The sequence below is a fragment of the Peribacillus loiseleuriae genome, from assembly GCF_001183985.1.
Lineage (GTDB): Bacteria > Bacillota > Bacilli > Bacillales > DSM-1321 > Peribacillus > Peribacillus loiseleuriae.
Map to the genome: position 1 here is coordinate 4414999 of NZ_LFZW01000001.1, position 13440 is coordinate 4428438.

Here is a 13440-nt window from a genome sequence, read left to right on the forward strand (position 1 = left end):
CCTACAAATAGAGGAGGAATGAAAGATGAAACATTGGGTAAAAGCAGGATTCATGATTGTATTGACATGTTTTTTAATCCTTGCTCTTGCTGCATGTGGCAAAGAAGATTTGACAAAAGTACGAGTCGCAGAGGTGACTCGATCTATTTTCTATGCGCCTCAGTATGTAGCAATTGAAAAGGGTTTTTTTAAAGATGAAGGACTAAACATTGACTTACAAACGACAGCTGGCGGCGATAAAACGATGACTGCTTTATTATCGGACGGGGCGGATATTGCCCTTGTTGGATCTGAAACATCGATTTACGTGAACGCACAAGGCGCAAATGATCCAATCATAAATTTTGCGCAACTCACTCAAACTGATGGAACGTTCCTCGTGTCTCGCGAAAAAATCGATGACTTTTCTTGGGATATGCTAAAAGGGTCGACTTTCCTTGGTCAGCGTAAAGGTGGCATGCCGCAAATGGCCGGTGAGTTTGTACTTAAAAAGCACGGTATCGACCCTCACAACGATCTTACTCTTATCCAAAACATTGATTTTGCCAACGTTGCAACAGCTTTTGCTTCAGGTACAGGTGATTATGTACAGCTATTTGAACCGACTGCCAGCCTGTTTGAAAAAGAAGGGAAAGGCCATATTGCCGCTTCATTTGGAACAGAATCTGGGCATATTCCTTACACAACATTCATGACAAAAGCTAGTTATATAAAAGATAATAGCGAAACCGTCGAGAAGTTCACGCGTGCTGTGAAAAAAGCACAGGATTGGGTACAAGAACATAACAGCACGGAAGTAGCCGAAGCGATTCAACCGTTTTTTGAAGACACCGATCTTGCATTAATTAGCACAGTTGTTGATCGCTATAAAGCACAAGGCTCATTCGCAACAGATCCTATTTTAGATGAAGAAGAATGGAATAACTTGCAGAACATTATGGATGCAGCAGGTGAACTACCAAGTAGATTAGCTTATGAAGACTTAGTGAACACAACATTTGCAGAAAAGGTATCGAAGTAATCATGAATTTTCTAACAATCAATCACGTTGATCATACGTACTTTTCCAAGCAAACAGCAACACCGGCACTGCAAAATATTAACTTATCCATCGAGAAAGGGGAGTTCATCTCCTTTCTCGGGCCAAGTGGCTGTGGAAAAACGACCCTATTATCTATTATCGCGGGGCTGTTTCCACCAACAGCTGGCACTGTTTTGCTGGAAGGGCAGCCCGTGCTTTCAAGGGATGAGCTTTCAATAGGCTATATGCTACAGCAAGATTACTTATTTCCGTGGAAAACGATTGGGCAAAACATAACACTCGGGTTAAAGTTATTGAAACATGATAAAGAAGCTTCTCTATCAACAGCGATGAAGCTCCTTCAAGATGTTGGCTTACCTGGTGTAGAACATCAATATCCAAGGGAGTTGTCAGGTGGAATGAGGCAGCGGGCAGCGCTAGCAAGAACACTCGCCGTTGATCCAAAGATCCTGTTGCTAGACGAACCATTCTCTGCGCTCGATTATCAAACGAAGCTTAAGCTTGAAGACCTCGTTTCTGAAACATTGAAGGCATATGGTAAAACAGCTGTGCTTGTTACACATGATATTGGCGAATCGATTGCCATGAGCGACCGTATTTACTTGTTTGCGGCCCATCCTGGCAGAATTCACAAAGTATTTGAAGTACCTAATGAACTTAGATTGTTAACTCCTTTTCAAGCCCGTAACCATCCAAGTTACTCCTCCCTATTTCAAACGATATGGAAGGAGCTTGAGAGCCTTGAACATTCATACACTGCATAACCAATACAAAGCAGCACTCGTCAAAGAGAAACGCTTGGTTCGGTTTTATCAACTCCTCATCTTCATTGCTTTTTTTTCAGGATGGGAGATCGCTTCAAGATTCAAATGGATTGATCAACTCATTTTCAGCTCACCGTCAAAGATTTGGAGCCTATTTCTTACAAAAATTAGTGATGGCACATTGGTTAACCATTTAAGCATAACCCTAGCAGAAACAGTACTTGGATTTATCATCGGTACCTTGCTTGGGACATTGCTTGCCGCGATTCTTTGGTGGTCGCCATTTCTTTCAAGAGTTCTTGATCCCTATCTTGTCATCTTGAATGCGATGCCAAAAGTCGCTCTTGGGCCTATCTTAATCGTAGCACTCGGGCCAGGATTCACTTCTATCATTACAATGGGAGCGATTATTTCAGTCATTATTACGACCATTGTCGTCTACACCGCATTTAAAGGTGTTGATCCGAACTATCTATTAGTGCTCCAAACATTTGGCGCCAACCGCTTTCAAACGTTTAAAGAAGCTGTACTACCCGCATCCTTTCCAACCATCATCTCGACCTTGAAAGTAAATGTTGGTCTTTCCTGGGTTGGCGTTATCGTCGGTGAATTCCTTGTTTCTTCCAAAGGACTTGGCTATTTGATTACCTATGGCTTCCAAGTATTCAATTTTAATCTTGTCCTATTGTCGCTCATGATAATTGCTGTCTGTGCCACAGTTATGTACCAGCTTGTTGAATTACTTGAAAAAGCTCTTATTAAGAATGACCGCTGAAATGATAAGGCGATATAAAAGGGTCTGACCACGCACTCCTAGTAATAGTAGTTGCGGCATCTGACCCTTAGCCTTATTGATATGATTTACAATCTGGTAGAATCTGTCTTAGTCGATCTATACTTAACGGAATAACCTCATCTCGCATAATAAAGCTATAACGAGAGTCCGTTTTTAGATGATCTGGAAGTTTATCCAATAATACCGGTCCTTCCGTTTCCAGATAATCGTCCTTTCTAACTAGCTCAGTAAGTTCCGCAAAGTAAATCGATTTAATGAAAGGGCCGCTTACCGCGTGCACGCGATATTGTCCAAGATAAAGCAATTTGTCTACCTTCCCACCTGTCTCCTCGTACACCTCACGCACTGCTGCCTCCTCAATCGTTTCTCCTTTTTCCCGCTTCCCACCTGGAAATTCAAGTCCCCTCACCTTATGTCGTGTTACAACCCATCGCCCATTCCAACACGTTAAAACAAGCACATGCCAAGCATCACCAAATTCATCTTTACTTGAAAAGTCAACTTGATGTCCATTATTATCAAAAAATGTTTTCATACTTTCTCCCTATTTTCTACCTAAATATTTAGGCTGAAAGGTTTATTTAAATAAAAAAAATGTCAAATCAACAATTTTTCCCTTTTTTATTATATTATGTATGTGTATGTATGTGTTCAAAAAGAAGGATAAAAAAGAGCCATGAAGTTCGAGGAGCGACAGCCTTGAGAACCCGGAGCGTATAGAGTAATACGTGGAGACCGGAGAGACAGAACAATAAAGAAATTCAATAGCAATTTTCACCGGATTTTTTGAACAACTTCTATCATAGTTATAAAGGAGTCGATGTAATGAAGCTAAAATCATTAGCTTTGCCCCTCTTCGCACTAGTATTACTCTTAAGTGCCTGTGGCCAAAAAGCTACACAGGTTTCGGAAAATGGAAATTCCGAAGCCAAAATAAAAACTGAAAAACCTGTGCAAAAAGAAGAATCCCTTACTCTTGAGAAAGTTTTTGAAAAAACTATTACAGCAAGTAAAGATCTAAAGAGCTTAACTCTAAAAATGGAAAATGAACAAACCATTACTTCGAGTAGTAATTCAGAACCAACAGCTATGACTTCAACCATTGACATGGATCTAATCCAAGACCCACTCTCTCTCTATCAAGTCATGACCATGAATATACCTGGTGAAGATGCAATAAAAACAGAGAGTTATTTCACCAAACAAGGATTCTTTATGTATGAACCAGCACAAGGAGCATGGATGAAACTTCCTGACGAAATGTCCACAGAACTTCTTAAAGCAACAGAACAACAAGGCGATCCTGCTACCGAGTTAAAAAAAATGCAAGAATTTATCGAAGACTTCACATTTGAACAAGACAATTCTTCTTATATTTTAACATTAAATGCTTCCGCTGAAAAATTCAATGCGTTTATGCAAGAACAGCTTGCGCAAAGCTTCGGCCAAAGCGCAGGCTTTGATTTACAAAGTGTTGACGTTAGCGGATTAAAGTACTCATACACGATTGACAAAAAAACCTTCTACCCAACCGCAATGACCGTTGATATATCATTCAAAACTGTTGAAGGCAGTGAAGAAGTGACACTTGAGCAAAAAACGAATGCAACCTTCAGTAATTATAACGGCGTGAATGAAATTACGATCCCAGAAGAAGTGATTAAATCCGCACAAGAAATTGAACTACCGCACTAATTTGATAGGATTTCTAAAAGAGGGTCAGACCTCGCACTCAATAAACAGCATCGATGTAACTGCTTGTTGTTGTAGCGTGGTCTGGCCCTTGTCTTATAAAAATCTCACCTGTTTTGCAATTGGATTGATTCTTATTTTTGGATCAACATTTGGGTAACGAAGGCTAAATTTTGGCTATAGCCCCCTGCCTCGAATGCAAATTCCTTGATTGGAATTTTAACTAGAATATCTAATAATCCTCCCCTGTTTCTCTAGGCATCGACGATAATATCTCCATATTTTCAATATGATTTCTAGCCTCGGCATTTCCAAGCTTATAAATCAATTCGTACACCTGGTGAAGCGTCTTATCATATGCATCATTTCCTGGATCATGATGATACTCTAGAAATGGGATGTGTGCACGGTAAAAGTTCCCAATATCTGTTGAATAATTTTGATCAAAATATTCACGAAGCTGTTTGATTTCATCATCATTTGCTTCAATTTTATAATTCCAAGGTGAACTTTCACTATCCTGAAAGATTTGTCCATTCGGCAACCAAACATAATAAGTCTTCCGATTCTCGGCCAATGCAATCCCCCCTACTATTATTATTTTCTCTTACCCCACCATGCTTCATACTTCATTTAAGCTTCCATTAAATACAATTCACGTGTAAAATAATTGAGTAAGTATCTTTCTTTAGGTGTAACATATAATAAATACGATTTAATAACTGATAAAGAGGTGAAAAGATGAAACTCATCGAGGATTTGTACAACCTATACCGTGATAAATTGTCTGGGGATGAAGAAGATATTGATATGCTAACTTTTGCCGTCCTTGAACAACTTGATCGGAAAGAGATATTCAACTTACTTGAAGAAATGGACGATCAGGAAATTAATAACCTCCTTGGTATTTACATTATTGAATCACTTAAAGGAAAATTTGCACATGATAGCATGAATAACCCAAAGCTTTCCCACTACAACCCTCGTAATTTTCATTGATTACGTTCTTACATAACCTAAGCCTTCATACGAACTGTGGAGGCTTTTACATATTCGCTCTTTCTTAAGAGACCGAAAAAAGCCCCAACCTTTATGAGGCGGGACTCCAAAAAAATTTATTATTTCTTCAAATACGCTCGTAGCATCCATGTATGTTTATCTAAGCTTTTTTGGATGCCCACAAACATGTCACCTGTCACTTGGTCCATGTTTTCTTCTGCCAATTTAATGGCTTTCGAATATTCTTGTGACAATTGCTCAAAATCACTAATCGTTGTTTGTATCATCGTTTCTGTTTTTTCTTTTCCGGTCGCTTCTTTAATCGTTGCTATATCAAGTTGTTCCTTAAGCGTCGCTACAGGCTTTGCACCTATTGCAAGTAATCTTTCCGCAAGCTCGTCCATATGTGCTGTAACTTCGTCGTATAATTCTTCCAATTTCACATGCAGAGAGAAGAAATGTGGACCGTCTACGTACCAGTGATAATTATGCAATTTTGTATATAACACACTTAAGTTTGCGATTTCTTGATTTACCAGTTCGACCAATTGGTCCACTTTACGGTTTTCACCTTGTTTATATTCAACAATATTATTTTTTGCCATCGTTATCACCCTCCTATTAACTATAATTCCCTCTCTACTTAAGTTAAAACATGTATTTTTTCCTAATGAGCCAAGGTTTAATGTAGGATTTTCCTGTATAATAAAAGTAAAATACTTGTAAAGGAGTATACAGGTGAAAACGATTATAATTATTAGCATTATTATTGTCCTTGTAATCTTAGCGCTATCTGTTTTTACCATTAATAAAGGATACGATTATAAACATACAATTGATCCATCACCAGATCCCGATGAGAATAAAGCAAACAAAACTTCAAATGACAAGCAATAAGAAAAGAGCGTCTCAAAAGCATAGGGTCAGAACCCGCAACAACTAAATGCAGTATAAACACATACTGTATAGTGCGAGGTCTGACCCTTATGAGATACCCTTTTCTTCTTTTCTTCTTTTCTTCTTTTCATCGTTTTAGTTTTAGATCAGATGCTCATGGATGTCTTTTAACCAAAAACTTTATGAAGATCCTCTTTACTTTGTGATAACCAGAAATTCATTAATTTCTTCGCGCCTTCTAGGTCATGAAGTTTCGCTTGACCGCATTGTTTTTCATTTGCTGCAGGAATTTCTGTAATTTGTACAGCATCCTTCATTGTGTCTTCAAGTACATCAATGATCTCAGTAACAGTCGGGTCTCCGCTTACGACTAGGTAGTACCCAGTCTGGCAACCCATTGGCGAAATATCGATAATATCGAAGTGATCATATTTCTCTGAATGCTCACGAAGATTGAAGGCAAGCAAATGCTCTAACGTATGAATCACATCCGGCTTCATTGCCTGTTTATTGGGCTGGCAAAAACGAATGTCAAATTTATTGACTACTCCATCTGTCCCTACTTTATGTACCCCACAGTGACGTACATAAGGTGCTTTCACGGCATTATGATCTAATTCAAAGCTCTCTACTGAAGGCATTGTATCACTCCTCTTCCCATTTATATGTATATACTACATCTAATCCCGATTTATTTCATCTATTTAAACTGAATTAGAAGGAAAATGATTTCCAGCATCTTTTTGAATGAAAATATGATATATTGTTACCAATATATATTCTATAGAATGAAGGCTGATTCTTATGTTAAAAAAAATATTAATTTTCGGAATCCAATTTTACCAAAAGATTATTTCTCCTTTAAAACCACCTACCTGCCGCTTCTATCCTACATGCTCACATTACGGATTAGAAGCAATTAAACGGTTCGGCCCCATTAAAGGTAGCTGGCTTACCATAAGAAGAATCTCTAAATGCCATCCATTTCACCCAGGCGGCATTGACCCAGTTCCTGATAAACCTTGCAAACATCGACCTTAAAATTTTTTTCTTGCACTTTTAGCTTAATTAAGGTACGATACATAAGTCAAATCGTAATGATTTCGTTTATATCCATTTTTATTAAACCGTAATGGTTTCGTTTAATGAACAAAAACTGATAGTGGGGAGAAAGAAAAATGAAAAAACAGCTAAGTATCGCAATCTTATTTATATTTGCCACCTTTTTGGCTGGCTGTAGTTCAGCGACTACTAAGCAAGAGGCACAAACAGATGATGGCAAAGAAAAGTTAATGGTTTACACAACTGTCTATGCCCTAGAGGATTTTACTAAAAAAATTGGTGGCGATTTTGTAGACGTAAAAACGGTCTATCCACCAGGAACAGACGAACATAGCTTTGAACCATCTCAAAAGGATATCATTGGAATGGCACAATCTGATCTCTTTTTCTACATTGGACATAACTTAGAAGGCTTTGTCAATAAGTCGAAATCGATTCTTGAAGATGAAGGCACAAAAGTTGTCGCAGTAGGTGAAAAAGTCGAAATAGCGCATGATGATGAAGCTACTACTGAAGAACATAGTCATGAGCATGAGCACGACGGTGAAGCTGCTACTGAGGAACATGAGCATGATCATGGTGGCGTAGATCCACATCTTTGGATTGATCCTGTCTATGCTGCACAAATGGCTGAAATTATTAAAGATGAGCTTTCTGAAAAAATGCCTGCCAAAGCAGATTACTTCCAAAAACAATATGAAGCATTATCAACAAAATTAACAAATTTAGATAGTCAATTTTCTGAAACGATCTCTACAGCAAAAACAAAGAAACTTATCGTATCACATGCAGCCTACGGCTATTGGGAAAAGCGTTACGGTCTTGAACAAATCAGCGTATCTGGCATTTCAGCAAGTGAACCTTCACAAAAACAACTGGAAAACATCGTGAAAACTGCAAAAGACAATGGAATTCAATACATCATTTATGAACAAAACATCTCATCCAAGCTAACAAAAATTATCCAAGATGAACTTGGAGCAAAATCATTGCAGCTCCATAATTTATCTGTACTCACTGACAATGATATCAGCAACAAAGAAGATTATTTCAGCATAATGGATAAAAACCTTGAAACGTTAAAAACAGCTTTAAACTAAATGGAAAAGGATGTCCGTTCTTTCCTCATAACTACTACATACAGTTTAAAAGAAGTGTAAGTGACACGATACACTGTATGATGAGTGCGAGGTTAGACCATTGGGGCATCCTTTTTATTTTTGGCTATGTTAAAGGTAAAGGTTGATTTATAGTGAAATGGTATGGTGACACATACCCTACATCTGTTTAAAGTAAATCCACTTTAACTGGATATTTATGTTAAAATGAGAACAAGTTTGTGAAGGTTTACACTTAAACTAACGCCGCAGGTTAGTTCAATAAGAAAAGAGGGAGAATAATGCGTTCTACTAAAATAATGTTACTTGGCATTGCAATAATGATTTTAGGTTTCTGGATACAAGAATATGGTGGAATATTGCGTGGTGATAAAGAGTTCTTTATTGTAACTGGTGGATTTGTAGTTACGTTAATCGGATTATTTCTAAAGGATAAGTCTGAAAAAGTATAGATAAAGTGCTCAATTAACGGGTACTTTAGTAAAAAGTGGACATTAAAATGCAATGGGCTTGGAGATACATTTTCCTTGCTCATTTTTATGTGCACTTTTTATTTAGAATGCATAGTCTCTCAGCCTTAACTTGTCTGCGGTTTCCCATGTTCCATGAACACTTGCCAAGATAAGCATTTGCTTTTTCTTACTCAAATCGCTTTCCATTTTTCTATTGTCTAGGAATTGAAACCAAACTAAATAAAGTTGTAAATACTTCGTAGAAACACCATTAAAACGACTTATCCATTTCTTTAAACGGGAATGGTAACTATTAATATTATTGAGGTGGTAGATGCCTTTCTTTACATATTCTTTCTTACTTCCGTTTATGATGATGTGCTCCACATCGTTAGTAGATGTGTAAGATTTGTAAGAATTGTGAGCATCGGAAATAAGCACCGTATCATTCTTAAAATGCGATGTAAGGGTGTTATCAATTTGTTCCATTAGAATCCTACCTGAACCTACCCGTTTTGAAAGGGTTGTTTTGTTTCGGTCTCTAGCTACTAATACACAGACTTGTTCATTGGAAATACCTCTTTTGGAAGCAGAACCGCCACGTTTTCTTGGTTTGCGATTCGGAATAACTCTACGTCCTTTATGGCTTTCTAAGAAGTATGTTTCATCTACTTCTACGAGTCCTTCAAATATACCGATGCTTTCTTTTGTGAGAGCAGACAGCACTTTATGCCTCCAGTAAAAAGCGGTTACGTGAGTAATGCCAATTTGTGAAGCTGTTTCACGAAGTGATAGACCATTCAACATACACTCAATAAATGGAATCCATTTGTCTGCCTTTTTCGAACGATACATAGGGGAATTAGTCAAATCACTGCTTAATTTATGACAATCTTTGCACTTATAACGTTGGCGACCATCTCGCTTCCCGTAACGAACCACTGATGTACTTCCACAATGCCGACAATGAAAACCATGAGAAAACTTTCTCTCCCTCAATTCACCGATTAAAGCTCCTTGTTGTGAGGATGAAGGCGAGAAATGGCGAGTTAGATAATCTAAAATGTATTCTTTGTCTTTATCATTTAAAGAAGAAATATTAGCTATTATGTTCGTTAAAGTCATTTGAATTGCCCCTTTTGTAATGTATACAGTCAGGATACTACAAAAGAGGACGTTTTATTCAAAATCAACCAATAACTTTAACATAGCCTTATTTTTATAAACCCTTACCTTGATTTCCTCCCTTTGAACCAATGTTAAAAAGGCAACCCCATATGCAGAGCTTGCCTTTGTTTTGTATGAAGGACATGGGGACGGGTCTTCACGACTCACTCATATAGCCAATCAACTTAACAGGTATACTTATTTTATCGAGATTAAATCCGAAATTTAGGCTCCGCACCGCCATCATTGTAATGAGGTGAGTGTAGCGTGCTTCATGATCTATCCTTCACAGTATCTGGTGGTGTTTTAACGTTAGATTGATCTTGTATGGTTGTTAGCACCAGTTAGCGTTCCACTTCATCCAAACTCCATTTTTTCTTTAACCAAACAATTTCATTTTCCGCAAGTCTTGTGATCTCTTTAACAACATTCTCTGGCAGGCCACGTCTTAGTAAAATATCCGCAATTAGATAAGGCTTTGTCATCAGATCATCTCCCATACAGATTCTGGATGCTTATTACCTCCATTATAGCGAAAAAAGTCTATGGAAAAAACAGTCAGCCGCCTATTTTACTAAATCTTCAAAAAAACCAACTCAAGAAGTGAAATTGTATCTCACTTCTTGTCCAATATTACTATTCCGATTTATATAATTGCTGATGAACCGTCATAGCTCTCAAGTTCTGTTCATTCACTTCAAAACCAATTCCCACACCATCTGGAACCGTTATAAACCCATCCTCAACAATGATTTCTGGATCAACAATATCATACTCCCAGTAACGTGAAGAAGACGATACATCACCTGGAATCGTAAATCCATTAAGCGAGGCAAGCGCAATATTATGAGCTTTCGAAATGCCAAATTCAATCATTCCACCGCACCAAACCGGAATTTCTTTTTCTACACACAGATTATGAATGTTGACAGCCTCTATCCATCCACCAACGCGTGACATCTTAATACTAATCACTTTACCGCTTCCAAGCAGTAAGGCTTGTTTAGCATCATGAAACGAGCAGATGCTTTCATCAAGGCAAATGGGCGTTTCAATTTCTTTTTGTAAAATCGCGTGTTCCATTAAATCATCATGCCCGAGTGGTTGTTCGATCATTTGCAAATTGAATTCATCTAGCCTTTTCAAATGCTCAATATCTCCAAGGGAGTACGAAGAATTCGCATCTGCCATAAGCGGAATATCCGGATAATGATGCCGGATTTCCGATAAAACTTCAACGTCTGTAGATCGTTGAATCTTTATTTTATAGCGCTGATAACCGATTGTAGCAAATTCTTCAATCTGCTTAAGAGCCTTCTTCACATCATCGGCTGCAATGACAACTCCTGCCGCAACAGTTTTCCTTATCCCTCCGAATAATTGGCCGAGGTACATTTCCTGCTGCTTTGCATATAAGTCCCAAACGGCTTGTCCAAGACCAGATTTCGCCATTGAATTTCTTCGAATACTAGCCCATAAAGACTCAAGTTCTTTAGGGTGGTGAATCGAATGGCGCAACACAAGTGGAATTAAAAAATCCTCTAATATATGCAGACATGTCTTAATCGTTTCTTCCGTATACCACGGGCTTGAAAACGGAACCGCTTCACCATAGCCGATTCTTCCATCGCTATCTCGTACTTCAATCACAATCGCTTCCCGTTTTGTCACCGTCTCTAAATGAGTCATGAATGGTAGCTTTAAAGGAGCAGAAATAAGAGAGAGAGAAATCGAGGAAATTTTCATAAACTAGTCCTCCAATCGCTTTCTTAATTCTCTTCTCAACAGTTTATTCGAAGCGTTCCGCGGCAGTTCTTCGTAAAAAATGATTCTTTTTGGTACTTTATAGGATGCTAAACGCGTTAGACAATGTTCAATAATCTCCTGCTCAGTCAATACATGTCCTGGTTTACCGACAACAAAGGCAACGGCAATCTGGCCCCATGCTTCATCAGACAATCCCGTGACACCTACTTCAAACACGCTTGGATGACTACCTACTACTGCTTCAATTTCAGCAGGGTATACGTTTTCACCGCCGGAAATGATTAAATCAGACCGACGATCCATGACAAACAGAAAGCCCTCTTCATCCACATAACCAATATCACCTGTATACAGCCAACCATTCTTGATTGTTTCGCCCGTCGCTTCTTTTCGATTCAAATAACCTTCTGTTACATTCGGTCCTTTTACAACAATTTCACCAGGTTGATTCGGCTCTGCTTCCATTCCATCCTTTTCAATTCGCAATTGCGATGGAAACAATGCTTTCCCAGCTGAACCGATTTTCTGCAAACTATCCTCAGGTGAAAGGGTGACAATTTGCGAACTTGTTTCCGTCATGCCATATGTCTGATAAACCGGAATCCCTTTTTCCTTGCATTCTAAAAGCATATGCTTAGGTGCCGGACCACCTCCAAGTAGCATACAACGGAAACTGTCAGGATAGCGTTTTCCTCCAAGATTAGTAAGCATCCTGTTTAACATAGCCGTTACAACCGAAATGATTGTCACGCCATTTTCGATAATCATTTGATTGGCCTCTGCTTCATTAAATTTCTCAACGAGCACAACCTTCATTCCATAAATGACGTTTCGCATGAAGATGGAAAGCCCGCTAATATGAAAAATGGGAACCGCGCAGTACCAGCTATCCTGCTCAGTCAGTCCAAGGTTCAAAACAGAGCCTATTGCACTCCACCAATGATTTCCAAAGGTTTGGATGACACCCTTCGGATTCCCAGTTGTCCCCGATGTATACATAATGGTCGCAGTATCACTCAAATCAAATTCTTCTAAAATAGGTACGCCTTCTACTCCACTAATAGAAGCCAACGCCTCTTTTTCAATAATGGGCAACTCTTGCATGGAAGATTGAATCTCATTTATTTTTTCAAAGAAGGTTTGTTCAGACAAAAGCAGTTTTGCTTCACTATCACACAGCTGCCAAATGAGTTCAGCCGCAGTTAAACGGGTATTGAGCATAACAATCTTCACACCAAGATAAAAAAGAGCATGAATGATTATGACACTATCCTTGTGATTCCGGATTAATACAGCACAAGAATCTCCCCGCTTTAGATTTTGAGTAGCAAGCTTTGCTGCCATCTGTTCCGCTTGCAAATCAAGATCGCGAAAAGTAAGAACCTTTCCTTCAAATTCAACAGCTGGTCGATGTGGCGACAGCATAGCTCGTTTCTTCAGCCAATTGGGTAGTCTTTCGGTTGTATTCATGGCAATCCCTTCTTTCTGTAATCAAGGTTTAGCTCCGCTTTTGTATGAAGGACACGGGGACGGGGCTTCGCGACTTACTACTATAGTCAGTCTACTTAACAGGTATACTCATTTTATCGAGAAAGCATCCAAAATTCCGGCTCTGCACCGCTACCATTGTAATTAGGCGAGTGTAGTATTCTTAATGATCTATCCTTCATAGTAACTGGTGGCA

At 38.6% G+C, this 13440-nt stretch carries 17 protein-coding genes; 9 read left to right on the forward strand and 8 right to left on the reverse strand.

Going from position 1 to position 13440, the window contains the following annotated elements:
• Positions 1 to 25: 25 nt before the first annotated feature.
• The 3 genes from AC625_RS20360 to AC625_RS20370 are packed head-to-tail and all read left to right on the forward strand — an operon-like array spanning position 26 to position 2581.
• Positions 26 to 1021, forward strand: a complete 996-nt coding sequence (locus tag AC625_RS20360; protein WP_049682957.1) for an ABC transporter substrate-binding protein — start codon at positions 26 to 28, stop codon at positions 1019 to 1021.
• A 2-nt stretch (positions 1022 to 1023) separates the two neighbouring features.
• Positions 1024 to 1806 carry an ABC transporter ATP-binding protein gene (locus AC625_RS20365; protein ID WP_049682958.1) on the forward strand — a complete coding sequence of 261 codons (783 nt, stop codon included), beginning with the start codon at positions 1024 to 1026 and terminating at the stop codon, positions 1804 to 1806.
• Positions 1784 to 2581 (forward strand): ABC transporter permease, encoded by a 798-nt coding sequence (locus tag AC625_RS20370; protein WP_245645053.1) that lies wholly within the window; start codon positions 1784 to 1786, stop codon positions 2579 to 2581. Before AC625_RS20365 ends, AC625_RS20370 begins: the two co-directional genes overlap by 23 nt.
• Positions 2582 to 2654: 73 nt before the next feature.
• On the opposite strand, the gene ytkD is transcribed toward AC625_RS20370, so the two are convergent.
• Positions 2655 to 3137, reverse strand: a complete 483-nt coding sequence (gene ytkD / locus AC625_RS20375) for an RNA deprotection pyrophosphohydrolase (protein ID WP_049682960.1) — start codon at positions 3135 to 3137, stop codon at positions 2655 to 2657.
• Positions 3138 to 3427: 290 nt separating this feature from the next.
• Between ytkD and AC625_RS20380 the strand changes: the two genes are divergently transcribed.
• Positions 3428 to 4297 carry a DUF6612 family protein gene (locus AC625_RS20380; protein ID WP_049682961.1) on the forward strand — a complete coding sequence of 290 codons (870 nt, stop codon included), beginning with the start codon at positions 3428 to 3430 and terminating at the stop codon, positions 4295 to 4297.
• A gap of 229 nt (positions 4298 to 4526) precedes the next feature.
• Here AC625_RS20380 and AC625_RS20385 read toward each other — a convergent pair whose 3' ends face one another.
• The gene (locus AC625_RS20385; RefSeq protein WP_049682962.1) at positions 4527 to 4871 is read right to left on the reverse strand and encodes a hypothetical protein; all 345 of its coding nucleotides are present in this window, start codon (positions 4869 to 4871) and stop codon (positions 4527 to 4529) included.
• Positions 4872 to 5035: 164 nt separating this feature from the next.
• Between AC625_RS20385 and AC625_RS20390 the strand changes: the two genes are divergently transcribed.
• Positions 5036 to 5293, forward strand: coding sequence for a DUF6154 family protein (locus tag AC625_RS20390; protein WP_049682963.1), 258 nt, complete (start codon positions 5036 to 5038; stop codon positions 5291 to 5293).
• Positions 5294 to 5412: 119 nt separating this feature from the next.
• Here AC625_RS20390 and AC625_RS20395 read toward each other — a convergent pair whose 3' ends face one another.
• A complete protein-coding gene (locus AC625_RS20395) occupies positions 5413 to 5898 on the reverse strand; it encodes a Dps family protein (RefSeq protein WP_049682964.1) in 486 nt (161 codons plus the stop codon).
• 133 nt (positions 5899 to 6031) lie between these two features.
• Between AC625_RS20395 and ytzI the strand changes: the two genes are divergently transcribed.
• Positions 6032 to 6190: a YtzI protein gene (ytzI, locus tag AC625_RS26135; protein WP_082191186.1), complete on the forward strand. Its 159-nt coding sequence runs from the start codon at positions 6032 to 6034 to the stop codon at positions 6188 to 6190.
• A gap of 167 nt (positions 6191 to 6357) precedes the next feature.
• Here the strand turns inward: ytzI and AC625_RS20400 are convergent, their stop codons facing one another.
• Positions 6358 to 6831 carry an S-ribosylhomocysteine lyase gene (locus AC625_RS20400; RefSeq protein WP_049682965.1) on the reverse strand — a complete coding sequence of 158 codons (474 nt, stop codon included), beginning with the start codon at positions 6829 to 6831 and terminating at the stop codon, positions 6358 to 6360.
• 163 nt (positions 6832 to 6994) lie between these two features.
• On the opposite strand from AC625_RS20400, the gene yidD reads away from it, so the two are divergent.
• From yidD to AC625_RS26985, 3 genes are all read left to right on the forward strand, one after another.
• Entirely contained in the window at positions 6995 to 7231 is a 237-nt protein-coding gene (gene yidD, locus AC625_RS26140; RefSeq protein WP_082191187.1) for a membrane protein insertion efficiency factor YidD, read from the forward strand.
• Between the two features lie 137 nt (positions 7232 to 7368).
• A complete protein-coding gene (locus AC625_RS20405) occupies positions 7369 to 8352 on the forward strand; it encodes a metal ABC transporter solute-binding protein, Zn/Mn family (protein WP_049682966.1) in 984 nt (327 codons plus the stop codon).
• 299 nt (positions 8353 to 8651) lie between these two features.
• The gene (locus AC625_RS26985; protein ID WP_156187596.1) at positions 8652 to 8822 is read left to right on the forward strand and encodes a hypothetical protein; all 171 of its coding nucleotides are present in this window, start codon (positions 8652 to 8654) and stop codon (positions 8820 to 8822) included.
• Between the two features lie 102 nt (positions 8823 to 8924).
• Here the strand turns inward: AC625_RS26985 and AC625_RS20410 are convergent, their stop codons facing one another.
• The 4 genes from AC625_RS20410 to AC625_RS20420 all read right to left on the reverse strand — a co-directional run bounded on the left by AC625_RS20410 (position 8925) and on the right by AC625_RS20420 (position 13226).
• Entirely contained in the window at positions 8925 to 9947 is a 1023-nt protein-coding gene (locus AC625_RS20410) for an IS1595 family transposase (protein ID WP_049682967.1), read from the reverse strand.
• Positions 9948 to 10333: 386 nt separating this feature from the next.
• On the reverse strand, positions 10334 to 10474 hold the full coding sequence (locus AC625_RS26990) for a hypothetical protein (protein ID WP_156187597.1): 141 nt from the start codon (positions 10472 to 10474) through the stop codon (positions 10334 to 10336).
• A 151-nt stretch (positions 10475 to 10625) separates the two neighbouring features.
• Entirely contained in the window at positions 10626 to 11735 is a 1110-nt protein-coding gene (menC, locus tag AC625_RS20415) for an o-succinylbenzoate synthase (RefSeq protein WP_049682968.1), read from the reverse strand.
• A gap of 3 nt (positions 11736 to 11738) precedes the next feature.
• Positions 11739 to 13226 carry an o-succinylbenzoate--CoA ligase gene (locus AC625_RS20420; protein ID WP_049682969.1) on the reverse strand — a complete coding sequence of 496 codons (1488 nt, stop codon included), beginning with the start codon at positions 13224 to 13226 and terminating at the stop codon, positions 11739 to 11741.
• Between the last annotated feature and the right edge of the window lie 214 nt (positions 13227 to 13440).

Coding starts and splice junctions, on each gene's coding strand:
- AC625_RS20395 (WP_049682964.1), bottom strand. CDS start 5,898: ATGGCAAAAAATAATATTGTTGAATATAAACAAGGTGAAAACCGTAAA.
- menC (WP_049682968.1), bottom strand. CDS start 11,735: ATGAAAATTTCCTCGATTTCTCTCTCTCTTATTTCTGCTCCTTTAAAG.
- AC625_RS20400 (WP_049682965.1), bottom strand. CDS start 6,831: ATGCCTTCAGTAGAGAGCTTTGAATTAGATCATAATGCCGTGAAAGCA.
- AC625_RS20390 (WP_049682963.1), top strand. CDS start 5,036: ATGAAACTCATCGAGGATTTGTACAACCTATACCGTGATAAATTGTCT.
- AC625_RS26990 (WP_156187597.1), bottom strand. CDS start 10,474: ATGACAAAGCCTTATCTAATTGCGGATATTTTACTAAGACGTGGCCTG.
- ytkD (WP_049682960.1), bottom strand. CDS start 3,137: ATGAAAACATTTTTTGATAATAATGGACATCAAGTTGACTTTTCAAGT.
- AC625_RS20365 (WP_049682958.1), top strand. CDS start 1,024: ATGAATTTTCTAACAATCAATCACGTTGATCATACGTACTTTTCCAAG.
- AC625_RS20380 (WP_049682961.1), top strand. CDS start 3,428: ATGAAGCTAAAATCATTAGCTTTGCCCCTCTTCGCACTAGTATTACTC.
- AC625_RS20420 (WP_049682969.1), bottom strand. CDS start 13,226: ATGAATACAACCGAAAGACTACCCAATTGGCTGAAGAAACGAGCTATG.
- yidD (WP_082191187.1), top strand. CDS start 6,995: ATGTTAAAAAAAATATTAATTTTCGGAATCCAATTTTACCAAAAGATT.
- AC625_RS20405 (WP_049682966.1), top strand. CDS start 7,369: ATGAAAAAACAGCTAAGTATCGCAATCTTATTTATATTTGCCACCTTT.
- AC625_RS20360 (WP_049682957.1), top strand. CDS start 26: ATGAAACATTGGGTAAAAGCAGGATTCATGATTGTATTGACATGTTTT.
- AC625_RS20410 (WP_049682967.1), bottom strand. CDS start 9,947: ATGACTTTAACGAACATAATAGCTAATATTTCTTCTTTAAATGATAAA.
- AC625_RS26985 (WP_156187596.1), top strand. CDS start 8,652: ATGCGTTCTACTAAAATAATGTTACTTGGCATTGCAATAATGATTTTA.